The sequence below is a fragment of the Acidisoma sp. PAMC 29798 genome (assembly GCF_030252425.1).
Lineage (GTDB): Bacteria > Pseudomonadota > Alphaproteobacteria > Acetobacterales > Acetobacteraceae > Acidisoma > Acidisoma cladoniae.
The window spans coordinates 2,872,593-2,898,499 of record NZ_CP126994.1; the positions used below are offsets into that span (position 1 = coordinate 2,872,593).

A 25,907-nucleotide genomic window follows, 5' to 3' on the forward strand; every position below is an offset into this window, starting at 1 on the left:
GTCCATGGCTCGGCGTGTCGGGGCGCTTGCCGCCAAGGAAGTAACGCGTGCGCCCGCCGATACCGTGGGATACGTCCGGCGGAGTGGCCTGTTCGACCTGCAATGGTTCTGCGAAGCCTATGGCGCCGACCCCAAGACAGCCTTGCGTGACTGGTGCCTCAGTGGATGGAGCGACGGGCAAAAGCCCAGCCTCTATTTCGATCCCGCCTGGTATCTGGAGCAGAATAAGGATGTTGCCGCCGATGGCGCCAATCCCTTGCTGCATTACATTCGATCCGGCGAAACCGAAGGTCGGCGACCGTCACCCCTTTTCGATCCCATCTGGTACCGCCAGACCTATGCGCCGCCCGAGGATGAACTCTGCCTCGCCCATTATCTTCGGCATCGGACGACAGGCAAATTTAGCCCCACCCCGGACTTCGACGTCAATTTCTATGTGACCGCCTATCCCGATATAGCGGCCGCGGGCGTGGATGCCTTCGCGCATTTCATGGAATTCGGCTTTCGCGAAGACCGCTGCCCCTCGCCCGATTTCGACACCGCCTATTACCGCAGCCGCTACCTGCCATGGACGCCGGACGTAAACCCGCTTCTGGACCTCCAGACCCGACGCCAAACGGACGCCATGGTCCTGACCAAGCGCCCGAAAGTGGAAACGACCATTCCGGCAGAGGTTCGCCGCTTCACGCGCCCGAGCGAGGACTTCGAGGTTTTCGCGCCGCTGCGCCCGGGGGCCGAACTTCGCGCCTGGCTGCTCGCCTATTACCTGCCACAGTTTCACGCCATTCCCGAGAACGATGCATGGTGGGGCAAGGGCTTTACGGAATGGAACAACGTCGCCCGTGCCCTGCCGCGCTTCGCAGGCCATTATCAGCCGCGCATTCCGCGCGACCTCGGCCATTACAGCCTCGACGATCCTGAGACGATGCGGCGGCAGATCGAGATGGCGAAGGCCGCCGGTCTGCATGGCTTCGTGTTCTATTATTACTGGTTCAACGGCACCCGCCTGCTGGAAAAGCCGCTGGAGCAATTCCTCGCCGACCTTAGCCTGGACATGCCGTTCTGCCTGATGTGGGCGAATGAGAACTGGACGCGACGGTGGGACGGCGCGGATGCGGATATCCTGATCACCCAGGATTATCGGCCCGCCGAAGACGAAGACCTTGTGCGCAGCTTCGGGCGGCACTTCGCCGACCCCCGGTATATCCGCATCGATAATCGGCCGCTGCTGATGATCTATCGGCCGAGCTTGATCCCAGATGCGCGCACAACGCTCGCGCGGTGGCGCGCGTTGTTCCAGACGCTGTGCAGTGAAAACCCAATCATGATGATGGGACAGGGCTTCGATGCCGCAGACCCCGCCGAATTCGGCCTGGACGGCGCCATCGAATTTCCGCCCCATAAGATCGTTACTAACCTGGCATCGATCAACGACAACCTGGTCTGGCTCGATGACGGCGCAAAAACGCATGTCTTGCACTACAATGATACCGTTCGCGCGTCACTGACGGAGCCGCGCCCCACCTACCCGCTCATCAAGACCGCGATACCGGGATGGGACAATGATGCGCGGCGGGAAGGCCAGGGCATGGTCATCCACGGTAGCACGCCGGCGGCTTTCGGCGAGTGGGTCTCCGCCTTGATCGATCGCGCGCGGCAGGTGCCCTTCTTTGGCCAACCCATTGTCTGCATCAATGCTTGGAACGAGTGGGCCGAGAGCGCCTATCTGGAACCCGACGTGCATTATGGCGCGGCCTATCTCAATGCGATGGCACGTGCCGTCTGCGCCGAAGTGTCTGCGACCGACGACAAGATCCTCCTCATTGGCCATGACGCGCACCGCCATGGCGCGCAAACGCTGTTACTGGCACTCGGGCAGCAGATGCAGCGCGCGCATGGGCTGAAGGTGGAATTCATCCTCCTCGAAGGCGGGCCGATGGCCTCCGACTATGCAGCCGTCGTGCCCACCACGGTGTTGAGCCGCGTTGAAGATCTGCAACGCCAATCAGGCCGCTTGAAACAGGCCGGCTTTCGCGCGGCGATCGTCAATACGGTGGCGGCCGGCAGTGCCGCGCCTGTGTTGAAGGCGATGGGCCTGAGTGTCACGCTTCTCGTGCATGAACTGCCAAGCCTCATTCGCGAAAAGAACCTGACGCAGTCTGCCCGTCGCGGCACGGCCGCTGCCGACCACGTGGTCTTCCCGGCGGCCTTCGTGCGGGATGGCGTGCTCGATCTGATTCGCCATGAGGATGGTGATAGCGGGCCACCGACCATCCTGCCCCAAGGCATTTATCAGGCCGTGCCCTTCGATGCCGCCGCACGCCTGCGGTTGCGCGCCGAGCTGGGCGTGCCGGAACGCGCACGCCTGCTGATCGGCATCGGCTATGCCGATATGCGCAAAGGCTTTGACTTGTTCCTGCAATTGTGGCGCACGCTACAGGGCCGCAAGCACGCCTTCCACCTCGTCTGGGCCGGCAATGTTTCAGGCGAATTGCACAGCTACCTGGCGCCGGACATAGCGGCCGCAGAAGCGAACGGCACCTTCCGCATGCTGGGCTTCCGCAAAGACGTCAATGCCCTGCTATCGGCCGCCGACCTGTTCGTGCTGACCTCACGCGAGGATCCGTTGCCGTCCACCGTATTGGAAGCCATGAGTGCTGGGCTGCCAAGTGTGGCATTCGACCAATCCGGCGGCATTCCCGATCTGCTTGACGCGCATGATGCCGGGCGATCGGTGCCACGCGGCGACATCATCGCCATGGCCGAGGCGGCGGAGGCGTTATGCGCCGTTACGCCAGTGGTGGCGGCCCGCCGCCGGGCACGTCTATCGGCCATCGCCGAGGCGCGCTTTCGCTTCGACGACTATACCCGGGCCGTGGTCGATCTGGCCGATCGCCGGCTGCTGACGATTTCCGTCGCGGTGCCGAACTACAATTACGCACGCCACTTGCCGGCGCGGCTGCAGGCGATCTTCGGCCAATGGGCGCCGGTGCGCGAAATCCTTTTTCTTGATGATGCGTCAACGGACGACAGCCTGGCGGTGGCCGGCGATGTCGCGAAAGACGCCGGGCGGGATATCCGCATTATCGCCAACGACCGCAATTCCGGCTCGGTCTTCCGCCAGTGGCGACGCGCTGCGGAAGCGGCGACGGGCGAGTATTTGTGGATCGCCGAAGCGGATGACGACAGCGATCCGCGCTTTCTCACCAGACTGCGCGCGGCGATGGAAACGCAGCCCGAGGCGGTGATGGCCTTTGCCGATAGCGTGGCCATCGACCCCGACAACGCGGTTCTGAGTACGAGCTACAAGAGCTACTATAATGAGACAGCGCCGGGCCTGCTGACGGCGGATGGCGATTTCGCGGGAGATGAGTTTCTGCACCGCTGCCTGTCGGAACGAAACCTCATTCTCAATGTCAGTGCCGTGTTGTGGCGACGCCACGCATTGCTCGCGGCGCTCGACCGCTGCGAGGCGGCACTCGGCCGTCTCCGGGTGGCCGGGGACTGGTGGCTCTATGCCGATATCCTCAGCCAGCCGGGAGCACGGATCGCCTATGTCGCCGAACCGCTCAACCGGCACCGCCGCCATAGCGAGAGCGTGACGCATAGTCTGGATGCGGACAGGCACATCGCCGAGATCGCGGCTGTGCAAGGAATGGTTGCACAGACGGTCAAGGCCGACCCCAAGCTGCTCCGCCGGCAGGCGCGCTACCGCACCGAGGTCAGCCGGCAACTCGGCACGACGTAATTCTTCCCCGCCTCCCCCCCTGGACAAAGGCCGCCAGCCGCGTGATGTTGCCGGCAGACTGGCAAAAGCCTGCATCATTCGGGGAACACACAAGATGACGCACCAAGCGACGCGACGCGGGCTGCTCCAGACCATGGGGATCGGCGCGGCGACGGCCATACCTCTGCTGGGAATGCGACGCAGCTTCGCGGCATCCCCGAAGAAATTCAAGATCGCCCTGTCGAACTCCTATATCGGCAACAAATGGCGCCTGGAGATGGAAAATGTCTTCAAGGCATCGCTTCTGATGGAGCCCTTCGCCAGCGAAGTGGAAGGCAGCATCTACAACTCTGGCAATGACGTCAGCAAGCAGTCGCAACAGATTTCCAACCTGATCGCCGAGCGAGTGGATGCCATCGTGGTCGATGCCGCCTCCCCCACTGCGCTCAACGGCATCATCCACCAAGCGACATCACGCGGCATTCTGGTGATCTGCTTCGATAACAACGTCACCGCGCCTTCCGCCATCAAGGTCAATATCAGCCAATTCGATCTGGGCGTCGGCCTTGCCGAATGGGTCGCCAAGCAGATCAACGGCCAGGGCAATGTCATCATGGTGACGGGCGTCGCCGGCACGCAGGTCGATCTCGATCGCAACAAGGGCGCCGAATCCGTTTGGGCCAAGAACCCCGGCATCAAGATCGTCAATCGCTATACCGGCATGTGGGATTCCTCGACCGCCGAGCGCAATACGGCGGCGGTGCTGCCGTCGCTGCCGAAGGTTGACGCCATCTGGTGCCAGGGCGGCACGGACGGCGTGCTGAAGGCCTTCATTTCCGCGAACCGCCCGCTGCCGCCCACCGCCGGCGAATGCGAAAACGGCTTCCGCAAGATGATGCTCGGCATCGGCGGCCATCAGGTTCAGGGCTGCTCGGCCGGCTCGCCGCCTTACCTGTCCGTCATGGGCCTCGAACTTGCCCGCCGTATTCTCAACGGCAGCTATCCCAAGAAAGACATCGACGTGCCGAACGTGTTGTTGACGAATGCCGACCTGAAGCTTGGCGTCAACGTCTTTACAGATCAGCCCGACAGCTTCTTCGATGACTTCACGGCCGGTGGTGCCGATTCGCCGGTTCAAATCTGCGCCGGCGCGGCGATTAGCGGCACGGCCTGCCCCGACAAGGTCATCATCAACCTGCCGAAGGTATGAGCCTGACTGCAAGCGCCTCGACCGCTGGGGTCGAGGCACCCGCCGGCGCGGTACCCGTCGTCGAGGCAATCGGGGTCGGCAAGTCCTATGGAGGCGTCGCCGCTTTGACGGCGGCGTCCTTCACCGCGACAACCGGCGAGGTTCATGCCCTGGTGGGCGAGAACGGCGCCGGTAAATCGACGCTGATCAAGATTCTCGGCGGTCGCGTACGGCCTGATACCGGCACCGTCCGCATGGACGGACGCGCGGTGTCCTTCAGCGGGCCGCAGGCCGCGCATGCCCTCGGTGCTTGGACGGTGTTCCAGGAGCTGACTCTGCTGCCCTGGATGACCGTTGCCGAGAATCTGCTTCTGCTGCGCGAACCGACGAACGGCACGGGGTTGATCAACCGATCCGCGACGCTGCGGGACGCCGATGCCTTGTTGGCGCGCTTCGGCGTCATGCATATCGATCCGCGTGCTTTGGTCGAGGATATTTCCCTCGCCGAACGCCAAACGGTAGAGATCGTGCGCGCCATCAGCCACACGCCGCATATCCTGTATCTGGACGAGCCCACCTCCTCCCTTGTCGAGCGTGAGGTGGAGTGGTTGTTCGGCCAAATCCGACGTCTGCGCGCAAACGGCACCTGCGTCGTGTTCACCTCGCATCGCTGGGCAGAAATTCGCAGCATCGCCGACCGCATCACGATCTTTCGCGGCGGCAAAGACGTCGGCACCTTCACCGATATCGAGGAAGGTGAGGCCGTGCGGCTGATGACCGGGCGCCGGGTCGAAGCGCTTTATCCGCCGCTGCCGCCCCTGCCTACCGCGCCCAAGACCGCGTTGGAGGTGAAGAACCTGACCGGGCCGAATGTGCGCGACGTGTCCTTCGGCCTGCATATAGGCGAAATCCTCGGCATCGGCGGCCTTGCCGGCCACGGTCATCGCGAGCTGTTTCGCATGCTGTTCGGCGATGCGCATGCATCCTCCGGCCAGATCACCGTCGATGGCCGGGCGCGGCGTTTCGGTTCCCCCCGCGCCGCCATTGCGGCCGGCATCGCCTTGGTGCCGGAAGATCGCAAGACCGAGGGTCTGCTGCTGCGCATGAGCGTGCGTGACAATGCAACCCTCGCGATCCTGAACCGGCTCAGCCGCTTCGGCGTGCTGCGCCCAACTGCCGAACGCGCGGCCGCGCAAAGCGTGGTCGACAACCTGCGCGTGCGCACCAACGGCCTCGGTCTGCAAGTCGGCGCGCTGAGCGGTGGCAACCAACAAAAGGTTTTGCTCGGCCGATGGCTGCTCGCCGAATGCCGCATCCTGCTGCTGTACGACGTGACACGCGGTGTCGATGTCGCCACCAAACATGAAATCTACGAGCTGGTCCTGCGGCTCGCGACGGAGGGACACGCCATCATCTTCTATTCGAGCGATGCGGAGGAACTGGCCCACCTCTCCCACCGCGTGCTGGTCATGCGCGAAGGCGTGATCGCCGCCGAACTGATCAGCCCAGGCGTCACCGCCGAGGACATCGTCTCCGCCGCCGTGCGTGACCATCTTGCCGCCTGAGCCAGCCCCGCCTCAATCCATGCCAGAACAGACCGTGCTGATGCCGAGCGGCGTGCGGCGCGGCCGGATGTCGCATGCCCTGGTGCAGAATGTTGGCCTCGTCCTCGTCATCAGCCTGCTGAGCGCCTGCATCATCGGGTATTGCGTCATCTACTATATCGCGCAGCATCGATTCCCCGGCGGCTTCGAACTGACTTCGACGCTCGACAATACCATGCCCCTCGCCTTCGCGGCCCTGGCACAGACTTTCGTGGTGCTGACGCGCGGCATCGACCTTTCGGTCGGCGGGGTGATCGACCTCACCAATGCCGTGGCAGCCCAAACGCTGAACGGGCCGCCACTGCAAACCGCACTGTGGACGGTGGCGATCCTGCTGATTGGCGGCGCTTGTGGCCTCGTCAACGGCGTGCTGGTGGCAGTGGGTCGATTGCAACCGATCCTTGTCACGCTTGCGACCTTGTCGATCTTCCAGGGCATCGCCATCCGCGTGCTTCCACAACCGGGCGGCGCCATTCCGCCTGGCTTCACCAGTGTTCTTGCCAATCCGAATTACCCGACCTCGCTGCTGTATATTCCCCTGATCGGCATCATTTGGGCGATCTTCCGGCGCACGCGCCTGGGCGTGTCCGTCTATGCCGTGGGCAATGACGCGACCGCCGCGAGCAGCCATGGCATTTCCGTCAAGCGCACCGTCATCCTCGCCTATACGCTGGGCGGCGTCGCCTCGGCGATGGCGGGGCTGTTCCTCGCCGCCAATGCGACCGCTGGCGATGCGACGACGGGCGATACCTATACGCTGACCTCCATCGTCGCCGCGGTGCTCGGCGGTGTCAGCCTGTTCGGCGGTCGGGGCAGCGGCCTCGGCGCGCTATTCGGCGCCTTCGTGACGGTGATGGTCGTGAACATCCTGTTCTTCTCGCATATCGATCCGCTGTATCAGACCTTCTACGAAGGCCTGTTCCTGCTCGCCGCCGTCGTCTCGGCCAATATGATCGGCAGCTTCGTGAGGCGACGCCGATGATCGGAAAGCTTCTCACGCGCGACCGCCGGCGCATCCTCTATGCCTTCATCGCCGGCATCGTGCTGTTTGCCATCGGCCAAGCGGTGCGGCCGGGCTTTGCGAGTTTTGACGGCATCCGCTCCATCCTCGTCGTCGCCTCCTTCGTCGGCCTCGTCGCAGCGGGGCAGACCTTTGTGATCCTGATAGGCGGCATCGATCTATCGGTGCCTTGGGTGCTCAATGCCGGCGCCATTCTGATGGTGACGAGTTCCCTCGGCAGCGATGCGCGCGCCATTCCGGCGCTGGCACTCACGCTCGGCATGGGGGCGCTGGTCGGCGCTCTGAATGGCGCCGGCATCGCCCTGCTGGGCATTCCCGCCGTGGTCATGACGCTGGCGATGAACGGCATCATGCAAGGGCTGACGCTCGGCCTCAGCGGCGGCATGACCTGCACGAATTGCGGGGCCTATGCGCCGCCCATCGTGCAGGCGGCGGTGCATAGCCGGTTCCTTGGCCTGCCGATCGTGCTGTGGCTCTGGCTCGGCATCATCATCATCGTGTCCTTCGTGCTGGGCGCGACGCGCTTCGGCCGCAGCACCTACACGGTTGGCAATAACGCGCGGGCGAGCCACCTCGCGGGCATCAACGTCTCTGTCGTGACGATCGTGCTCTATGCGCTGAGCGGGCTGTTCGCGGCGCTGGCCGGCATCATGCTGGTGGGGTTTGGCGGACAGGCGGCGCTCGGCATGGGCGAGCCCTATCTGTTCCAGTCCATCGCGGCCGTGGTGATCGGCGGCGTCTATATCCTGGGCGGGCGCGGGCATTACCTGGGGTCGGTGGCCGGTGCCATCAGCCTGACGGTTCTGGTCAGCGTTTTGCTGGCCTTCAACATGCCCGATTATGGCCGCAGCATCATCTACGGCGTGGTCATTTTGGCGTTGTTGCTGCTGTACGGTCGGGAAGAGGATAGCGCATGATGCGCGGTCCCGGCGGATAACGCTTCGCTCATCCGCCCACCATCACGAACCGTAGGGCGGACAAGCGCAGCGTCATTCGCCGAGTCAGGCGTTACGGCTGAACGTTCACCTGGCCGCGAATTTCCCCATTCGGATACGCCGCCGTGTGCAGGTTCACGTAGTAGAGCCCACCCAACAACTGCGACACCTGATCAAGCGTCAGCTTGGCCGAGCCATCCAGCGGATTGAGATACGGCGGCGGAATCGGGATCACCGGCGGGGCGTCCATGCCGGGCGTCGCCGGACCATGGAAATGCGCCGCGACCAGCGGACCGGTCAGGCCGGAATAGGTGATGTGCCAGCTCAGGGTGAGCGTGGCGGCATCATAGGTCGCGACGACCGCGCCCAATCCGGTCGGAGGGGCGCCCTGCTCGGGGATCAGCTTCGCCGTGAGGGTGACGGTATCCGCCTTGGCGGCGACGATCCCGGACAAGCCGGCCACCGCGAAGGCGGCGGCGGCCACGACAGGCAGTAACGTCCGGCGACCGAGGGTGAAACCTGCATTCGACTGCTTCATGAGTCTCTCCTTTGCGTGAAAACCATCAGGCTCTTACGCGGCCCGGCGATCAAGGGCCGCGAAAACATCGGCGAGGGCTGCAACGAGATCATCCATCATCGCCTCGCTATGAAGTGGTGTCGGCGTCAGCCGAAGACGCTCCGTTCCGCGTGGCACGGTGGGATAATTGATCGGCGTCGCGTAATGGCCATACTCCTCCAGCAGGAGACGGCTGGTGTCCCGGCAGCGTGCCGCATCCCGGATCATCAGGGGCACGATATGGCTCTCGGACGGCAGGCGTGGCAGGCCGGCCTCGTCGAGCTTGCGCTTCAGCAGATCGACCTGACGGAACAGGCCCTCCCGCCGGGAACTGTCATCGCGCAGCGTGCGGAGGCTGGCGAGCGCGCCACCCACCACGGCCGGCGGTAAGGATGTCGTGAAGATGAAGCCCGGCGCGGTCGAGCGGATATAGTCGATGACCGTCGCCTCGGCTGCGATATAGCCGCCATGGCAGCCGAAGGCCTTGGCGAGCGTGCCCTCGATCACCGTCAGGCGATGGGCCACGCCGTCCCTCTCCGACACCCCGCCGCCATGGGCGCCATACATGCCGACGGCATGAACCTCATCGAGATAGGTCATCGCGCCATAACGGTCCGCGAGGTCGCAGATCGCGCCGATGGGGGCGATGTCCGCGTCCATGGAATAGACCGACTCAAAGGCGATCAGCTTGGGCGCACCCGCCGGTGCGGCGGCCAGCAGGCTCGCGAGATGGTCGAGGTCGTTATGGCGAAAGATGTGGCAGGTGGCGGGGCTCGCCTTGATGCCGGCGATCATCGACGCGTGGTTCTTCTCGTCCGAGAAGACATGCCAATTCGGCAGGCTGCGCAGGATAGCGGCCAAGCTCGCCTGGTTGGAGACGAAGCCGGAGCTGAACAGCAGAGCGGCACCCTTGCCGTGCAGGGCAGCAAGTTCCGCCTCCAGCGCATCATGGAGGGGCGACGTGCCGCCAATATTGCGGGTGCCGCCGGCACCGGCGCCCAGCGTTTCCAACGCGGCGCGCGCGCCATTGATGGTGACGGGATCGACGCCCATGCCGAGATAGTCGTTGGAGGACCAGACCGTCACGTCCGTCGCGCGGCCGTCGATGGACAGGGAATAGAGGGGAAACCGCGCGGCATCGCGGCTGAGAGGGGTAAAGTGGCGATAGCGCCCCTGCGCCCGGATTTCAGCGAGATGCGATCGGCAATGGTCAAGGAAGGCGTTCATGATGACTTCTCCCGAGCCCCAATCTTAATCCCGGCGCCGATTGCGCATAAAGACCGCCACGCGGATATCAGCCGCCCGCCTGAGGTCTCGTGTCGAGGCTGCGAAGGTAGGCAATGATATCGCCCCGCGCGATGGCATTATCCAGATGCATGGGCATCAGGGCGCCGGGCACGCGCGCTTGCGGATTGGCGAGCCAGCGATCGAGTTCGGCGGCGGTCCAGGTGATGCCGGATTTGGCGAGGGCGGCGCTATAGGGGTAGCCCGCGACGATGCCGGCGGCATGGCCAAAAACCGCGCCCAGAGCGGGGCCGGCGGCATTCGCATCCAGCTTGTGACATTCTGAGCAATCTTGCGTGAACAGCTTCTCTCCGGCCGCCGCATCGGGCGGCGCACCGGCGAAGCGCGACAGATCGGTGATGTCATTCGCATGCGTCGCGCGGAAGAAGGTATAGGACAGCGTGATCTGATCGACATCGGCCGTGTCATCCGCCGTCGCCAGGCGCGGATCGACGAAGAAATCCACTGGCATGGTGACGCTTTCACCGGCCTTGAGGCGTTCCTGCGTGAAGCAGAAGCACTGCACCTTCTTGAAATAGAGGCCGGCCTTATCAGGCTGCACGTTGAACAGCGCGCGGCCGACGATATCTTCATTCGAATGATTGGTGGCGCGGAAGAAGACCAGCGCTTCCTGCCCCAACTTGACCGTCACGTGATCCTGCACCGGCTCGAAGGTCCAGGGCAGATTGCTCTCGGTGCTGGTGGTGAAATAGACAGTCACCCGGCGGTTGGAAGCGGTCGGTGCGACAGTATCCGCCGTCACGCGCTGCGTGGTGCCGTTGTAACCGGTCGCTTCACAGAAGAGCCGATACAACGGGACCGAAAAGCTCACGAGCGTGACCATGACGGCGATGACGAGGCAAAGGCTGAGAAGGGTAACGGTGCGACCGCGCATGGGGTCAGTCTCCTTGCGGCCGCCGGCACCGGATCACCGGAAGCCGGCTTTGGGGCGAACGATGGGGCTCGAACCCACGACATCCAAGACCACAACCTGGCGCTCTACCAACTGAGCTACGTCCGCCACCAGCCACCCGCGCCATGACGCGTTGGGGTTCGCCGTTTAGAACGATCACTCAGCCGCCGTCAACGTTGCGTCCGCCTTTGTCTGCTCCGCGTAGAAATACCGGGTCAGCCGGGCGATGGCTTCATCGAGCACCGCCACGCGTTTGCAGAAGGCAAACCGCACATGGTGACGCGGCGCCGCCCCCACATAAAAGGCGCTGAGGGGAATGGCCGCGACACCGGCGGCCTCGGTCAGGCGCCGGCAAAAGGCGAGATCATCGCCATCGGCATCGAGGGCCGAGAAATCGGCCAGCACGAAATAACTGCCGCCGCTGGGCAGGGTGCGGAAGCCGGCACGGGTGAGGCCGGCGACCAGATGGTCCCGCTGCGCCTGCAAATCGCCCGACAGGCCCGCGAAATAGGCATCGTCCTTGGCGAGGCCGACCGCCACCGCCCGCTGGAGATTGGGCGCCGTGGTGAAGGTGAGGTTCTGATGCGCCTTGGCGACGACGCCAATCAGGGCCGCCGGACCGCTGACATAGCCGACCTTCCAGCCGGTTAGGCTGAAGGTCTTGCCGGCGCTGCCGATGCGCAGGCAACGGTCCCGCATGCCGGGCAGAGCCATCAGCGGCAGGTGACGCACGCCATCGAACACCAGATGCTCATAGACCTCATCGCACACGGCATAGGCGTCGTGTTGCACCAAAAGGTTGGCGATGAAGCCGAGTTCTTCGGCGGTGAAGACCTTGCCGATCGGGTTCATCGGCGAGTTGAGCACAATGGCCTTGGTCTTCGGCCCGAAGGCTGCCGCCAGTTCGGCGCGCGGCAGGTCCCAATGCGGGGGCTCCAGCCGCACCAGGCGCGGCACGGCGCCGAGCATCTTCACCACCGGCAGATAGGTGTCGTACAGCGGCTCGATCAGCACCACCTCGTCACCAGGATTGAGCAAGGCCATAAGCGAGGCGGTGATGGCCTCTGTCGCGCCCGACGTGACGACCACTTCGGTGTCGGCATCGATGTCGAGGCCGTAGAAGCGCTTGTTGGCAGCGGCGACCGCCGCACGCAGTTCCGGCACGCCGGTCAAAGGCGGATATTGGTTGCGCCCATCCCGCAAGGCGGCGGCGGCGGCATCCAGCACGTCCTCCGGTCCATCGGTATCGGGAAAGCCCTGGCCCAGGTTGATGGCCTGATGGCGCGTGGCGAGGGCCGACATGACCGTGAAGATTGTGGTGCCCGTCTGGGCAAGCAGGGTATTGGCGGGCTTCACGGCGATGCTCCTGATCAGGCCCTCATATTGGGTGAGCCTCGCACCACCCACAATGCTCTGCACACCGCACTGCCCGCAAACGAGGCATGTCGGGGCATGCCCCGCCCAAAGCTCAGGCGTTCGCGAGAGCGGGATGAAAAAACCATAGGGGCCTGGAAAAGCTCGCATTGCGGGGCCGCAGCGGGCGTGCGACTTTGAGGCCCCAACCTAGGCGCCCCGGTCGGGGCGCTGGCCGCTGGTTTGCATGGGAATGGGATCCGGGCCAACCGGCTCCGCCGACGAGGACGTGATGAAGAAAATCGAGGCCATTATCAAGCCGTTCAAGCTCGACGAGGTGAAAGAGGCGCTGCACGAGGTCGGGCTGCAGGGCATTACCGTGGTCGAAGCCAAGGGCTTCGGACGGCAGAAAGGCCATACTGAACTCTATCGTGGCGCCGAATATGTGGTGGACTTCCTGCCCAAGGTGAAGATCGAGCTGGTCTGCGAAGACAGTGTAGCCGAACGCGCCGTGGAGGCGATCATGAGCGCCGCCCGCACCGGCCGCATCGGCGACGGCAAGATCTTCATCAGCACCGTCGAAGAGGTTATTCGCATCCGCACCGGCGAACGCGGGGCCGACGCGGTCTGATTGTGCGGCGACGTCTTGCGCTGCCCTGTGACCGCGACGCAATGACGTGGCGTAATCCGTGCCTAACCGTGACCTGCCGTGGCGCGGGCAAGACTTAAACAGAACGAGGATCTGAGGATGGCGAGTGAATCCCTGACGGCCGTGCAGAAGGTCATGGAAATGATCAAAGAGCACTCCGTTGAATACGTCGATCTGCGCTTCACCGACATGCGCGGCAAGTGGCAGCACACGGCCCAGCACGTCTCCACGATCGACGAAGACTCCTTCGTCGATGGCCTGATGTTCGACGGCTCCTCGATCGCTGGCTGGAAGGCCATCAACGAGAGCGACATGATTCTGATGCCGGACGCCGAGACGGCCGTCATGGACCCCTTCACCGCCAAGCCGCAGCTCATTCTGTTCTGCGACATCGTGGAGCCTTCCACCGGCCAGGGCTATTCGCGCGATCCGCGCACGGTCGCCAAGCGCGTCGAAGAATACGTCAAGGCGAGCGGCGTGGGCGACACCATCATCGTCGGCGCCGAGGCCGAGTTCTTCATCTTCGACAGCGTGAAGTTCGGCTCCGGCGGCAACTTCGCCATGTATCAGGTGGACAGCATCGAGGGCCCCGGCTCGGCGATGAAGGACTACCCGGAAGGCAATATGGGCCATCGCCCGGCCATCAAGGGCGGCTATTTCCCGGTCGCGCCTGTGGATGGTGACGTCGATCTGCGCGCCGAAATGCTGTCGACCATGGGCGAGATGGGCCTCATCATCGAGAAGCACCATCACGAAGTGGCGCAGAGCCAGCACGAGCTGGGCACGCGGTTCACGACGCTGACCAAGATGGCCGACCAGATGCAGATCTACAAATACTGCGTCCATAACGTCGCCCATAGCTACGGCAAGACGGCGACCTTCATGCCGAAGCCTGTCTATGGCGATAACGGCTCGGGCATGCATACCCATCAGTCGATCTGGAAAGACGGCAAGCCGCTCTTCGCCGGCAATGGCTATGCCGACCTGTCCGAGATGTGCCTGTATTTCATCGGCGGCATCATCAAGCACGCGAAGGCCTGCAACGCCTTCACCAACCCCTCCACCAATAGCTACAAGCGCCTGATCCCTGGCTTCGAGGCGCCTGTGCTGCTGGCCTATTCGGCCCGCAACCGCTCGGCGTCCTGCCGCATTCCCTACACGACGAACCCCAAGGCCAAGCGTGTGGAAGTGCGTTTCCCCGACCCGACGGCGAACCCGTATTTCGCCTATTCGGCGCTGGCCATGGCCGGCATGGACGGCATCAAGAACAAGATCCACCCGGGCGACGCCATGGACAAGGACTTGTACGACCTGCCGCCCGAGGAGCTGAAGGACATCCCGACCGTCTGCGGGAGCCTGCGTGAGGCCCTTCAGTCCCTGGAAGCCGACCATGAGTTCCTGCTGCAGGGTGATGTCTTCACCAAGGACCTCATCGAGAGCTATATCGAACTGAAGTGGAAGGAAGTGTATCGCTTCGAGCACACGCCCCACCCGGTCGAGTTCGAGATGTATTACTCGGCCTGATCCGCAGACGCGGGTTGGCTGGCTGCGGGGAGCTTCGGCTCCCCGTTTGCGTTTTTCGGGGCTTTGGTCGTTTGCAAGGCCCGCGGGAGCCGGCTAAAAGGCTGCCGCTGCGGGGCGGACTTGGGCCTCGGGGCGCTCGGGCTGCCGGGTTAGCACAGCTGGTAGTGCGCCTGATTTGTAATCAGGAGGTCGCGGGTTCGAACCCTGCACCCGGCACCAGCGATGAAGTGGATTAGATACGGTGTCTCGGTATTGCACCCGTTCAGCACAGTCCTCTCCACTGACGGGGACGCTACGGCATTCGTGAAGAGCGAAACCCGATGCACGACGACACCTGCACCGAGGCTAGACGACGACGGTTGAAAGTTTCTCTATCAACTCCGACAATTCGCGCCGGCTCTGCAAGATCAGTTCATCTCTGCCTGGGCATGAAGCGGGGCCAGTCTTCGCCAGAACCGCTATAAATTCAAATCCATCTGTCAGAAGAAATTCGACCTCAAGGAGCTCTGTCATATCAATCTGATGAAGGTCGCTCACAATCAAACGGAAGCTAGATGGCGTGAAGACCCAAGCGTGAAAGTCGTGATAGTCTGTGCTCAGGACAGAGCGTTCATAAATAGCCTTGGCAAATGCAAGGTCATAGGTCGGCGAAAACCGCCCCGTGTCGGCGCGTCCCCAACTGGCGCTTCCACCGAGGGTAGATAAATAGGCAACATGATCAAATGCCGTCCCCGGACTATGCCTTGTACGCCCGCCCTGTGCTGCATCCAAGATGGCCCCCACACTTGTCAGGGGCCGAAATGCGTCAAAGCAACGACGCATGTCCGGAACAGCAAGGATTAATCGGCCATCTGGCTTCAGCAGGTTGCTGCACTGGTTGATAAATCCAAGGAAATCCGGAGTGTGCTCTATGACATGGGACGCGACGATATAGTCGTAAGCACCTGTTTTTCCAATTGTCTCCGATAACGTCTGGTCCGACCACACGAAGTCAACATCTTCGATTAATGACGCATCTATGTTTAACTCAGAGGCATATTTTGTGCGCAGGTCATCTGTGGTTGCGTGGTCTAACACATCGACTTTGTAGCCAAGCCGCTTTGCGGCGATCGGGTTATAACTTGGTCCGATCTCCAGGCCATAAGATGATTTCTCAAAAAGGGACCGGATCAGGTCTTCTCGAGTCATAATGGCCTCCGGGAGACCGCCGGTCGGCATGATCTATCGAGGGTGGCCTGACGATCGCCTTGCTCGTTCGGCGCCGTTATGGCGCCTTTCTTTTGCCCGCCCCTGATGACTATCGCCCCGGAAAGGATACGCATAATCTCCGCTCCCGCAATTGGTGTCGTCATTACTGGCCGATCCGACCCCACTAAGCATTCGCCACTATTGGAGAGCAGACAACTGAGAAACGTTTCTGTACAAACGCCGTTAGGCGCAGCATGAGCCTTTTACGAGCGTCGTCAACGTCGGTATTGATGAAACCCGCAAGGCCTGAGGAGCCGACGAAGTACCTTTGCCTTGCTCCGGTGTTTCAGTCCTTCAGCTGGAGTCCTTGGGCGCCGACCGCAGCAAGATCGACACCGTCTCCCACACCCGGCTGACGCCCGCCACGCCCAGCAGGATCACGCCCCACAGCGCGAGGCCCAGGAACTGGCTGATATTGAGCAGGTTCGCCGCCGTCGACACCAATTGCAGAATCACCAGTGCCAGCACCAGCCCACTCACGCGGCCGAAGCCGCCGGCCGGGTCCACGCCGCCCAGCACCGCCGCCAGAATGGTGATGAGCAGATAGCTCTCCCCATAGGACGCATTGGCCGAGTTGAAGCGCGCCATCATCAACATGCCCGCGACCGAACTCAGCAGCGCCGACAGGATATAGACCTTGATCAGAACCCGCCGCGTGTCGATGCCGGAGTATCGCACCGCCTTTTCGTTCGAGCCGAGCATGGCGACGATGGTGCCGAAGGGCGTGCGCGTCAGCAGAATGCTCACCGGAATCGCGATCAGCACGAAGACGATCAGCACCACCGGCACATCAAATACCGAGCCATTGCCGATGAAGACCATGAAGGCCGGGAAGCCCGAAATGATGCCGCCATGGGTGAGGCCGATGGCAATGCCCTTGACAAGCGTCATGCTGCCGAGCGTCGCCAGAATGGGCGAGACGCCGAGATAGGCGATCACCACGCCGTTCAGCGTTCCGATCACCCCGGCAATGGCGAAGCCCACCAGAATCGCCAGGACGTCCCAGGGAATCGCCGCCATGCCATGCGCCCCGACGCCGAAATGGGTGAAGATCGTGGCGGCCCCGAGCGCCGAAAGATTGGCCGTCGCGATGATGGAGAGGTCCAGCCCGCCGGACAGCAGCGGGATCATCATGGCAAGCGCCAGCACGCCCAGCTCCGGCAGCTGGAAGGCCATGGAGCGGACGGCGGCACCGTTGAACAGCTTTCCACCGAGCAAGGCGCCGAGCAGGATCACCAGCACCGCGAAGAGAGCGAACAGGCGCAGCAGCACCGCCCCCGGCATCAGCCGGGACAGGGCCGAGGGTGGCGGCACGGCCACGACACGCTCGCTCATGCCATCACCCGGCGGGCCGCGGCGCGATGCCTTTGCCGCTCGACCGCGAGCAGGGAGACCGCAATCAGAATGACCGCACCGGTGAAGCATTGCGACCAGTAGGACGGCACGCCGAGGAGCAACAGCCCGTTCTGGAGGAAGGCCAGCAGCATGACGCCGAGGATGGTGCCGAAGACGGTGCCGACGCCGCCGGTGAGGCTGGCGCCGCCCAGAACCACGGCCGCGAGCACATCCAGCTCCCGCCCCACCAGCGCATTGGGCGACACCGATTGCGCATTCTGCGCCTGCACCAGCGCCGCCATGCCGGCGATAAAGCCGAGATAGCCATAGACCAGCAGGTTCAGGCGAAAGACCTTGATGCCGACGCGCTTGGCGGCATCGACATTGCTGCCGAGGGCGTAGATTTGGCGGCCGATATTGGTGCGCGTCAGCAGCAGGCCGGTAACGAGGAAGGCGCCAACGAGGCCGATCATCTCCAGGTTGATCGCATAGGGTGTCTGGTCGGAGTCCGTGTAGACGACCCAATTGGCACCGCTGCCAAACCAATCCGGCAAGGAGAAGATCTCATTGCCATGGGTGATGAACATCAGCAGTCCGAAAAACACATTGAGCGTCGCGATGGTGACGATGATGCTCGACAAACGCAGCACCCCGATCAGCACGGCGTTGAGCATGCCACATACAATGCCGATCGCGGCACAGATGGCGATGACCGTGATCCAGCCGACGGAATAGGCATTCGCGACGCTCATCGCAACGTATTGGGCGATGGAGGCGGTGGCGGTGAAGGAGATATCGATGCCGCCGGAAATTAGCACGACCAAAAGGCCGGCCGCGAGCATGCCGGAGAAGGAATAGGAGGTCAGCAGATCGACCAGATTCTGCAAGGTGAAGAACGAGCCTGTGGCGACGGAGAGAAAGGCGCCAAGGAGGAGAACGACGATCAGCAGCTTGCCTTCATGAGTGCGCAGCAATGCGCGCGCCTGGTTACGCATCGATCGCCTCCCGCAGCGCGGCTTCCGATATCGCCTCGGGCCGGAACTCACCCTTCAGCCGTCCCGACTGCATCACCAGGATACGGTGGGAATGATAGAGCACCTCGGGGATTTCGTCCGATATCATCATCACCGCCATCCCTTCTGCGGCCAGCCGCTTGATGATCGCGTAGATGCCGTCTTTGGCATTGATGTCCACACCCACCGTCGGGCTGTCGAGAATGAGCACGCGGGGCTCTGTAGCCAGCCATTTGGCCAAGACCACGCGCTGCTGATTGCCACCGGACAGGGTGCGCACAGGGTTGTCGGGGTCCGACACCTTGATGCCCAGCCGCGACACCCATTGCGCCACCGCCTGCCGGCGCGCGTCTGTTCGCAGCAGGCCCGTGGCCCCCACGAATTTGTCGAGAATGGACAGCACGATATTCGAGGAAATCGGTTGCTCCAGCACGAGACCAAGGGCCAGCCGATCTTCCGAGACATAGGCGATGCCGTGGTCGATGGCGGCGCGGTTGGAGCGGAGCGTAACGGGCTTGCCGTCGAGCCGTATCTCTCCGCGCTCCGCCGGCCTCATGCCAAAGAGCGACAGGGCGAGTTCCGTGCGGCCCGAGCCGAGCAGGCCGATGACACCGAGGATTTCGCCGCGCCGCAGATCGAGGCTGATATCCTCGAAATCGCCAGTCCGCGACAGACCGCGCGTTGACAGCACCACCGGCGCCGCAGAGAGATCGGGCACCGTGACCGTATAGTCGAATTCATGGCCAGTCATGAGCGTGCCGAGGCGTCGGCCCGTCATCTCCTTCGCGTCAAACGTGCCGAGCAAACGGCCGTCCCGCAGCACAGTGACGCGATCCGCAATCTCCAGCACTTCATCCAGCCGGTGGCTGACGAAAACGACGGCGATGCCGCTGCGCTTGAGATCACGCGCAATGGCGAGCAGCGACTCCACCTCATGCCGCGCGAGGGAGGCGGTGGGCTCATCCATGATCACCAACCGCGCTTCTGCCGCGAGCGCGCGACAGATCGCGACCAACTGCCGTTGCGCGATGGACAGCTCACCCACCGTCGCGAAAGGATCGAGATCGACACCGATGCGCGCGATGACGGCGCGAGCGGTGGCGAGCAGGCGCTTGCGATTGACGCCGTGCAGACCGTTCAGGTGCTGCGCGAAGCCGATGTTCTCGGCGACCGTCAGATCGGGAAACAAGGCGAGGTCTTGATAGATCACCTGGATGCCGATGCGCGTGCTCTCAGCCGGGGTCAGCTGACTGTATTCGTGACCGTCAATGACAATGCGGCCGCCGGGATCGGGCGGCTGCACGCCGGAGATGATCTTGATCAGCGTCGATTTGCCGGAGCCGTTTTCCCCGGCGAGGCAATGCACCTCCCCCGCCTCCAGCGTCAGCGCCACATCGGCAAGCGCGGTGACGCCGCCGAAATGCTTCGATATTCCGGTCATTTCAATGAAGTTCGGCACGATGCATCCCTTAACGGCGGAACAGGCGCTCGTCGCGCCGCCTGTTCCGCCAATCGCCCTGCTTACAGGCCAGTGGTGGCGATGATGCCGTCGATCGTCTTGGCGTTGATCGTCAAAATCCGATCGACGCTAATCAGCTTGTTGGGCGCGTCCACCGTCGCTTTGCCGAGGCCGGGGATGTCCATCCCGGTCTCGAAGGGCTTGCCGGCCAGCGCCAGGCTTGCCACTGCAACCATAGCGTAGCCTGCATCCTTCGGGCTCCACAGGAAGCCTTCGCGGATGACGCCGCTCTTCACCATGGCTAGCCCCTGGGACGGGATGATGGTGCCGATGATGGCGATCTTCTTTTGCAGATGACGCTCGCGGATGACATTGCCGGCGCCGATCGGCCCGTTGGAGCCGAAACCGAGGAGGCCGCGCACCTTGGGATAGGCCTGCAGCACATCACGCGTGACCTGCTCGGCCGTATCGATCTCATCCGCGCCCGGAAAGCGCGACGTCGCGAGCTTCATGTTCGGATAGTGCTTCAACTGATAGGCGATCGCCGCATCGGCCCATTGATTGTGCAACGGCGTCGTCAGCGTGCCGACGAGAATGACGTATTCGCCCTTCTCGCCCATGTTCTCGGCCAGGGCCTTCATCTGCATCTCCCCGAAGACGGTGGAGTTTAGCAGTTCCACATCCCAGGTGCGGCCGTCCTGGTTGGGGCCTTCCTGCGTGATGACGATGATGCCGGCTTGCTGGGCGCGTTGCAGAACGGGCGCCAGCACCTTCACGTCGAGCGGGACGAGGCCGAGGACATTGACCTTCTTCGCGATCTGATCTTCGACGAGCCGAACCTGCTGGGCGGGATCGACATTGGCGGGGCCGACCATGGTTGAATTGATGCCGAACTTCTGGCCGCCTTCGATGAGGCCCTTCTGCATGAAATTGAACCAGGGCACGCCTTGAATCTTCACGACGGTGGTCATCACCTTTTCGGCGTCGGCGCGCGCCAGTCGTGGCAGACCTGTGGCGGCCAATACGCCCGCGCCCAGAAGCGTTGCCGCGCGACGACGCCCGATCGCAGTATTGATGATAGTATTCGACATTTTCGTCTCCCTGATCTTATTTTTAATTATTATTGTATTTAGTATTCTTAGTGTCGGCAGATCGTCTATTCGTTACTGAGCCATCACAGATCGGGCAGCGTGCCTGCCTAGCCTGGGTCTGACGAAGCCCGACTATACCCACATCCGATCACTTGGCCATCCGTCATCTCTGCGCCGGTCGCGTGTCCTCCGGCATCACGCCGTCGATCAGGGCCTGGCAATAGGCGAGTGTCGGCCGCCTATCGTTGAACAGAATGCGATACATGATCGGCGCGACGACGTGATCGATGACCGCATCGATGTCGAAGGCCGTCTCGCCCCGTCCGGTCGCGCGCTCCGCGATGAACCGGATCTGCGCCTCGGTGAAGGCGCAACATTGGCCGATATTATGGCTTTCCGGGTCACCGCCGAGCACATCGCGGATCATGGCGCGACCGACAGGGGACGCCATCTCCTCCATATATTGCTCCACCCAGACACGCAGATCGGTCTTGACCGCGCCGGTATCGGCAGGGTCGCTGATGGGCCGCAGACGCGCGACCGCGACATCGGCCAGAAGCTCCGACAACTCGCCCCACCGGCGATAGATCGTCGAAGGCGTCACACCGGCACGCGCCGCGATCATGGGAATGGTCAGGTCCGCCCGCGCAGTCTCAGCTTCCAGTGCCCTGACGGCGTCATGGACGGAGGCCTGGATGCGCGCGCTGCGACCACCGGCCCGAATTCTTTCCGCAACCGCCATGGCCGCCGCCTTCCTCCCCTCACCCGCTTAACGCAAACCATTTGCGTTAAGGATCGGAGGCGCGTAGAAGCTTAACGCACTATATTTGCTTTAAGGATCGAGGCCGCCCATGTCCAGCACTGCCTTGCCGATCCCCGTCCATCGTGGGGCGATGACCATCTTCGCCGCTGCTTCTCTGGTGACGATCTTCGCGGGATCGAGCGCACCGACGCCGCTGTATCGCGTCTATCAGCAGATGTGGGGACTGCAGCCCGTCGTGCTGACGGTGATTTTCGCGGTCTATGCCTTCAGCTTGCTGGCGTCGCTTCTCACCGTGGGTTCGCTCTCCGATTATGTCGGGCGCCGCCCCGTCATCTTCGTCGCGCTCCTGGTCAGTGCCCTCACCATGGGTCTGTTCGCGACGGCCAACTCCGCCTGGGCATTGATTGCGGCGCGCGTGGTGCAAGGCATTGCGACGGGTGCCGCGATGGGCACATTGGGCGCCGCCATTCTGGACGCGGATCGCCGCCATGGACCGCTGGTCAATAGCATCATGCCGCTTCTCGGCATGAGTACCGGCGCCTTGGGGTCGAGCATCCTGGTGGCCTTCGCGCCCGCCCCCACGCATTTGGTCTACGTCATCCTGCTGTTTGTCTTCCTGGTGGAGGCAGCCGTGGTCTGGACCATGCCGGAGACCACGCGCCGGCGCCCCGGCGCCATCGCGTCCCTGCGCCCGCATGTCGCAGTGCCGCCACACGTGCGGCAAGCGATGCTGCTGATCACGCCGGGCAATGTCGCCGCCTGGGCATTGGGTGGTTTCTACCTATCGTTGATGCCGTCACTGCTGCGCGTCGCGACCGGCGCGACATCGCCGCTGGTGGGCGGGATCGTAGTGGCGACCCTGACACTCAGCGGCGCCGGTGCAATCGTCATGTTCCGGGATTGGCCGCCGCGCCGCATCCTGCCCATCGGCACGTCCGCCCTCGCGGTGGGTGTCGCGGTGACGCTGTTCGGCGTCTCCGCACATCGCGTCGAATGGCTCGTGGTCGGCACCATCATCGCGGGATTTGGCCTGGGCGCAGGCTTCTTCGGCGCTTCCCGCACCATCCTGCCGCTGGCGGGACCGGACGAACGGGCCGGGCTGCTGTCGGCTTTCTATGCCCAGAGCTACCTGGCCTTCAGTATACCGGCCATCATTGTCGGCCTGATGGCGCATTCACTGGGTTTAACGCGCTCGACCTATGTCTATGGAACGGCGATCATTCTGCTCGCCGTCATCTCCTTCGCCGCGAGCGTCACCTCCCTGCGCCGGGTGCGCAGCCTGGGGTAATCCTATCGCAGGCTCGCCAGCGGTGTGTTCAGCCTGAAGACGACTCCGGTGGCGGGGTAGGCCAGTTCGACGGTCGCGCCTAAGCCTTGCGCCAGGCTGCGCTCGATCAGGCGGGTGCCAAAACCCTGGCGCGTCGGCGGGGTGACGATCGGCCCCTCCGTCTCCTGCCAGAGGAACCGCAGATGCGGCTCGGTCTTGGTCTCTTCCAGCCACCAGCGCACCGAAATATGCCCCTCGGTCGTGGAAAGCGCGCCGTATTTGACGGCATTGGTGGCGAGTTCATGCAGCACCAATGCGAAGGACAAAGCCGCTTGCGGACCCAGGGTGACGTCCGGTCCGTCCACCCGCAGCCGGGCCGGATCGCCCTGCCCATGCAGCGCCGCCGCACCCTCCACCAAGGCGCGCAGGCTCGCTTCCGTCCAACTGCCCTGCATCAGCACATCATGCGCCTGGGCAAGCGCCAACAGCCGTGCCGTGAGCGCCTCGCGCATATCGGCCACGGGGCCAGTGCCGCGCAGGGTCTGCGACGTCATGCCCAGCACCACCGCCAGGGTGTTCTTCACGCGATGCGCCAGTTCCTGCATCAGCAGCCGCTGGCGTTCCTCGGCCTCCTTGCGCTCGGTGATATCCACGGAGGCCCCTGGGAAACGCACGGCCACGCCATGCGTGTCCCGCACCAAACGACCCCGCGCCAGGACCCAGTGTACAGCGCCGTCGGCATCCACGAGGCGATGCTCATAGGCATAGTCGTCCGCGCTCTCAGCCGCGAAGAGACGGGCGAGCGCCGCTTCGATCCCGGCCATATCCTCCGGCGGGACATTGACGAGGAAGGCGGAGGTCGGGGCGCCGCGCGCGGCCACGGCCGGATCGACACCGTAGATCCGCGCCATATTCGCGTCCGAATACATCAGGTCCGTCGTCAGGTCCCAATCCCAGGTGCCGACCATGCCGGCGGCGTCCAGGGCGAGGCTCAAGCGCGCCTCGCTCACGGCCAATTCCTGTTCGGTCTGGCGTGTGCCCGTCATGTCGCGGGCCACCGCCAGCAACTTCTCAGGCGTGCCATCCTGGCCCGGAATCGGCGTCACCCGCACGTCCCACCATTTGGGCGTGCCGGCAAAGGTATTGGCCGGGCCCTGGAACTCGCCCATGCCGCCGCCCCGCGCGACGGCCATCGCCGCCTCAATCGCGACACGCGCCTCATCATCCGAGCCGTTCCGCCAAAAACCGATCCACGGACAGCCGCGCACGGCGTTAAAATCGCTGATCTCCATCAACTGGAGGCCGTTCTCGTTCATGAAGAGAATATTGCCGTCGAGGTCGAGCACCTTGATGCAATCCCCCGAGGAGCCAAGGACACCCCGTAAAAACTCTGCATCCGCGCGCTGCGCTTCCGCCGCGTTCCGCTGCACCGTCCTGTCGCGCAGGATCTTGATGAAGCCCTGGACGGCGCCGTGCTCGTCTCGCAACGGCATCATTTCGCCATTCGCCCAGAAGCGGGTCCCGTCCTTCCTCTGGTGCCAGCGCTCGTCGCTGCCGCGGCCCTTCTCCAGGGCTGCTTGCATCTCGGATTGGGGAATGCCGTGGCGGCGATCCTCGATGGTGAAGAAGACACTGGCGGGCAGACCCACCATCTCGTCCTCCGTCCAGCCGAGGATACGCCGCGCACCCTCGTTCCAGCTAATGACGAGGCCATCGAGATCCATGGCGATGATGGCGTAGTCGGTCGCGCTCTCGAACAGAGCTTCGAGGAAACGCTCGCGGGCAGAGATCACAGGCTGGTCGATTCGAAATCCTGCGGAATGGATCCTCTGACCAGACAGGGCGAGACGAATAGCGTGCGGCGCCAGGCGCCTTGCAGGGTGCGGGTCGCGACCATAACCCAGAGCATTGCCAGACACAGAACCAGCACGCCGCCAATGGCGAGGATGAAACCCAGATGGGTTTGCCGGGCCAGCGCCAGGGTCGCGACGGAATAGACGCCGAGCGGAAAGGTGAGCGCCCACCAGCCGAGGTTAAACGGCATGCCGTGCTGCCGCATTGTCCGCACCGTTGTCAGCACTGCGAGCATTAGCCACCAGATGCCGTAACCCCAGAGCATGGCGCCGCCGACGATGCCGATGCCCTGCGCCACCTCCCCCACGCCGGGAAGCCCGGCTTGGGTGAAGACACGCGGCGCGTCCGCACCGAGAAGCAGCAAGCCGAGGGCGCCGGTGCCGATCGGCCCGAGTGCCAGGAAGCCGGAGGCCGCCATCTCCTTCGGCGGCAGCTTATGCAGCGCCAGCCGCAGCAGGAGAATGACCAGGAAGCTGAGAGCGAGGGGCACCGAAAAGGCCCAGAGAGCGTAGCCGACCACCAGCAGGCGCAAGGCCGCCTGGGGGTCCACCATATGCGGCACAAGTTGAGCGGCGCTGGCGGCCGCGACTTCGGCCGCGACGATGGGCAGCAGCCAGACCGCCGTCATCTTCTCCAGGCTATGATCCTGCCGCGTGAACATGAGGAAGGGCACCAGAACGCCGCAGGCCACGGCCAGCACGATATCGACCCAGAGCAGCGCCTGGGCGATGCCGAGGGCCGCATCCCCGAACAAGGGAACACCGAAGACGATGAAACCATTGACGATCGTCGCCAGGCTCATGGGAATGGCACCGAAGAACATCGAGACGACGGAATGGCCGAAGATGCGGCGGGCGCCGTCGAAGAACATCGTCCAGCGCGCCGCATAGAGAGCGCTGAAGGTCACGAACAGAAGGATATTGGCGAGCCATAGCACTTCGCCGATTGCGTGCAATCCGGGAATGGCAAGCGGATATTGGTTGATCGCCAGGGCGAGAATGCCGGTGCCCATGGTCGCCGTGAACCAGTTGGGCGTGAACTGGCGGATGATTTCGCGCAGCCCATCCTGCGGATAAGCACCCGTCGTGGTTGTGGTCACGCTCATCTCATCCGGCCTCCGTG

At 63.4% G+C, this 25,907-nt stretch carries 20 protein-coding genes and 2 tRNA genes; 9 read left to right on the forward strand and 13 right to left on the reverse strand.

All coding sequences use genetic code 11. The features are described from left to right. Positions 1-4 precede the first annotated feature (4 nt). The 5 genes from QP803_RS13870 to QP803_RS13890 all read left to right on the forward strand — a co-directional run bounded on the left by QP803_RS13870 (position 5) and on the right by QP803_RS13890 (position 8,458). Positions 5-3,748 carry a glycoside hydrolase family 99-like domain-containing protein gene (locus QP803_RS13870; RefSeq protein WP_284944058.1) on the forward strand — a complete coding sequence of 1,248 codons (3,744 nt, stop codon included), beginning with the start codon at positions 5-7 and terminating at the stop codon, positions 3,746-3,748. Positions 3,749-3,842: 94 nt separating this feature from the next. Further along, positions 3,843-4,937 (forward strand): sugar ABC transporter substrate-binding protein, encoded by a 1,095-nt coding sequence (locus QP803_RS13875; RefSeq protein WP_284944059.1) that lies wholly within the window; start codon positions 3,843-3,845, stop codon positions 4,935-4,937. Further along, complete coding sequence (locus tag QP803_RS13880) at positions 4,934-6,481, forward strand: sugar ABC transporter ATP-binding protein (RefSeq protein ID WP_284944060.1); 1,548 nt, start codon at positions 4,934-4,936, stop codon at positions 6,479-6,481. Before QP803_RS13875 ends, QP803_RS13880 begins: the two co-directional genes overlap by 4 nt. 19 nt (positions 6,482-6,500) lie before the next feature. Continuing rightward, positions 6,501-7,502, forward strand: coding sequence for an ABC transporter permease (locus tag QP803_RS13885; RefSeq protein ID WP_284944061.1), 1,002 nt, complete (start codon positions 6,501-6,503; stop codon positions 7,500-7,502). Then, positions 7,499-8,458, forward strand: coding sequence for an ABC transporter permease (locus QP803_RS13890; RefSeq protein ID WP_284944062.1), 960 nt, complete (start codon positions 7,499-7,501; stop codon positions 8,456-8,458). Before QP803_RS13885 ends, QP803_RS13890 begins: the two co-directional genes overlap by 4 nt. Before the next feature lie 91 nt (positions 8,459-8,549). Here the strand turns inward: QP803_RS13890 and QP803_RS13895 are convergent, their stop codons facing one another. The 5 genes from QP803_RS13895 to QP803_RS13915 form a co-directional block, all read right to left on the reverse strand. Then, positions 8,550-9,014, reverse strand: a complete 465-nt coding sequence (locus QP803_RS13895; protein ID WP_284944063.1) for a CHRD domain-containing protein — start codon at positions 9,012-9,014, stop codon at positions 8,550-8,552. Positions 9,015-9,047: 33 nt separating this feature from the next. Continuing rightward, complete coding sequence (hemA, locus tag QP803_RS13900) at positions 9,048-10,259, reverse strand: 5-aminolevulinate synthase (protein WP_284944064.1); 1,212 nt, start codon at positions 10,257-10,259, stop codon at positions 9,048-9,050. A gap of 67 nt (positions 10,260-10,326) precedes the next feature. After that, positions 10,327-11,211, reverse strand: a complete 885-nt coding sequence (locus tag QP803_RS13905; RefSeq protein ID WP_284944065.1) for a cytochrome c oxidase assembly protein — start codon at positions 11,209-11,211, stop codon at positions 10,327-10,329. A gap of 50 nt (positions 11,212-11,261) precedes the next feature. Then, positions 11,262-11,337: transfer RNA gene (locus QP803_RS13910), tRNA-His, on the reverse strand. A 48-nt stretch (positions 11,338-11,385) separates the two neighbouring features. Beyond that, positions 11,386-12,585: an aminotransferase gene (locus QP803_RS13915; RefSeq protein ID WP_284944066.1), complete on the reverse strand. Its 1,200-nt coding sequence runs from the start codon at positions 12,583-12,585 to the stop codon at positions 11,386-11,388. A gap of 289 nt (positions 12,586-12,874) precedes the next feature. Between QP803_RS13915 and QP803_RS13920 the strand changes: the two genes are divergently transcribed. The 3 genes from QP803_RS13920 (at position 12,875) to QP803_RS13930 (ending at position 14,974) form a co-directional block, all read left to right on the forward strand. Next, positions 12,875-13,213: a P-II family nitrogen regulator gene (locus tag QP803_RS13920; protein ID WP_284944067.1), complete on the forward strand. Its 339-nt coding sequence runs from the start codon at positions 12,875-12,877 to the stop codon at positions 13,211-13,213. Positions 13,214-13,330: 117 nt separating this feature from the next. Next, a complete protein-coding gene (gene glnA, locus QP803_RS13925) occupies positions 13,331-14,755 on the forward strand; it encodes a type I glutamate--ammonia ligase (protein WP_284944068.1) in 1,425 nt (474 codons plus the stop codon). Positions 14,756-14,898: 143 nt separating this feature from the next. Continuing rightward, positions 14,899-14,974: transfer RNA gene (locus QP803_RS13930), tRNA-Thr, on the forward strand. A 126-nt stretch (positions 14,975-15,100) separates the two neighbouring features. On the opposite strand, the gene QP803_RS13935 is transcribed toward QP803_RS13930, so the two are convergent. From QP803_RS13935 to QP803_RS13960, 6 genes are all read right to left on the reverse strand, one after another. After that, positions 15,101-15,973, reverse strand: coding sequence for a class I SAM-dependent methyltransferase (locus tag QP803_RS13935; protein ID WP_284944069.1), 873 nt, complete (start codon positions 15,971-15,973; stop codon positions 15,101-15,103). Between the two features lie 324 nt (positions 15,974-16,297). Beyond that, positions 16,298-17,338 carry an ABC transporter permease gene (locus QP803_RS13940; RefSeq protein ID WP_284944070.1) on the reverse strand — a complete coding sequence of 347 codons (1,041 nt, stop codon included), beginning with the start codon at positions 17,336-17,338 and terminating at the stop codon, positions 16,298-16,300. After that, on the reverse strand, positions 17,335-18,333 hold the full coding sequence (locus QP803_RS13945) for an ABC transporter permease (RefSeq protein WP_284944071.1): 999 nt from the start codon (positions 18,331-18,333) through the stop codon (positions 17,335-17,337). The genes QP803_RS13940 and QP803_RS13945 overlap by 4 nt, the downstream gene beginning before the upstream one ends. Then, positions 18,326-19,810, reverse strand: coding sequence for a sugar ABC transporter ATP-binding protein (locus QP803_RS13950; protein ID WP_284944072.1), 1,485 nt, complete (start codon positions 19,808-19,810; stop codon positions 18,326-18,328). The genes QP803_RS13945 and QP803_RS13950 overlap by 8 nt, the downstream gene beginning before the upstream one ends. Positions 19,811-19,872: 62 nt before the next feature. Further along, positions 19,873-20,901, reverse strand: a complete 1,029-nt coding sequence (locus QP803_RS13955) for a substrate-binding domain-containing protein (protein WP_284944073.1) — start codon at positions 20,899-20,901, stop codon at positions 19,873-19,875. 163 nt (positions 20,902-21,064) lie between these two features. After that, positions 21,065-21,643, reverse strand: a complete 579-nt coding sequence (locus tag QP803_RS13960; protein ID WP_284944074.1) for a TetR/AcrR family transcriptional regulator — start codon at positions 21,641-21,643, stop codon at positions 21,065-21,067. Between the two features lie 109 nt (positions 21,644-21,752). Between QP803_RS13960 and QP803_RS13965 the strand changes: the two genes are divergently transcribed. Further along, on the forward strand, positions 21,753-22,952 hold the full coding sequence (locus QP803_RS13965; RefSeq protein ID WP_284944075.1) for an MFS transporter: 1,200 nt from the start codon (positions 21,753-21,755) through the stop codon (positions 22,950-22,952). Between the two features lie 2 nt (positions 22,953-22,954). Here QP803_RS13965 and QP803_RS13970 read toward each other — a convergent pair whose 3' ends face one another. Both QP803_RS13970 and QP803_RS13975 read right to left on the reverse strand, forming a co-directional pair. Continuing rightward, positions 22,955-24,724, reverse strand: a complete 1,770-nt coding sequence (locus tag QP803_RS13970; protein ID WP_284944076.1) for a PAS domain S-box protein — start codon at positions 24,722-24,724, stop codon at positions 22,955-22,957. After that, positions 24,721-25,890 carry a TDT family transporter gene (locus QP803_RS13975; protein WP_284944077.1) on the reverse strand — a complete coding sequence of 390 codons (1,170 nt, stop codon included), beginning with the start codon at positions 25,888-25,890 and terminating at the stop codon, positions 24,721-24,723. The genes QP803_RS13970 and QP803_RS13975 overlap by 4 nt, the downstream gene beginning before the upstream one ends. Positions 25,891-25,907 lie beyond the last annotated feature (17 nt).

Coding starts and splice junctions, on each gene's coding strand:
- QP803_RS13885 (WP_284944061.1), top strand. CDS start 6,501: ATGCCAGAACAGACCGTGCTGATGCCGAGCGGCGTGCGGCGCGGCCGG.
- QP803_RS13890 (WP_284944062.1), top strand. CDS start 7,499: ATGATCGGAAAGCTTCTCACGCGCGACCGCCGGCGCATCCTCTATGCC.
- QP803_RS13895 (WP_284944063.1), bottom strand. CDS start 9,014: ATGAAGCAGTCGAATGCAGGTTTCACCCTCGGTCGCCGGACGTTACTG.
- QP803_RS13940 (WP_284944070.1), bottom strand. CDS start 17,338: ATGAGCGAGCGTGTCGTGGCCGTGCCGCCACCCTCGGCCCTGTCCCGG.
- QP803_RS13955 (WP_284944073.1), bottom strand. CDS start 20,901: ATGTCGAATACTATCATCAATACTGCGATCGGGCGTCGTCGCGCGGCA.
- QP803_RS13905 (WP_284944065.1), bottom strand. CDS start 11,211: ATGCGCGGTCGCACCGTTACCCTTCTCAGCCTTTGCCTCGTCATCGCC.
- QP803_RS13920 (WP_284944067.1), top strand. CDS start 12,875: ATGAAGAAAATCGAGGCCATTATCAAGCCGTTCAAGCTCGACGAGGTG.
- QP803_RS13960 (WP_284944074.1), bottom strand. CDS start 21,643: ATGGCGGTTGCGGAAAGAATTCGGGCCGGTGGTCGCAGCGCGCGCATC.
- hemA (WP_284944064.1), bottom strand. CDS start 10,259: ATGAACGCCTTCCTTGACCATTGCCGATCGCATCTCGCTGAAATCCGG.
- QP803_RS13875 (WP_284944059.1), top strand. CDS start 3,843: ATGACGCACCAAGCGACGCGACGCGGGCTGCTCCAGACCATGGGGATC.
- QP803_RS13935 (WP_284944069.1), bottom strand. CDS start 15,973: ATGCCGACCGGCGGTCTCCCGGAGGCCATTATGACTCGAGAAGACCTG.
- QP803_RS13975 (WP_284944077.1), bottom strand. CDS start 25,890: ATGAGCGTGACCACAACCACGACGGGTGCTTATCCGCAGGATGGGCTG.
- QP803_RS13945 (WP_284944071.1), bottom strand. CDS start 18,333: ATGCGTAACCAGGCGCGCGCATTGCTGCGCACTCATGAAGGCAAGCTG.
- QP803_RS13880 (WP_284944060.1), top strand. CDS start 4,934: ATGAGCCTGACTGCAAGCGCCTCGACCGCTGGGGTCGAGGCACCCGCC.
- QP803_RS13870 (WP_284944058.1), top strand. CDS start 5: ATGGCTCGGCGTGTCGGGGCGCTTGCCGCCAAGGAAGTAACGCGTGCG.
- QP803_RS13965 (WP_284944075.1), top strand. CDS start 21,753: ATGTCCAGCACTGCCTTGCCGATCCCCGTCCATCGTGGGGCGATGACC.
- glnA (WP_284944068.1), top strand. CDS start 13,331: ATGGCGAGTGAATCCCTGACGGCCGTGCAGAAGGTCATGGAAATGATC.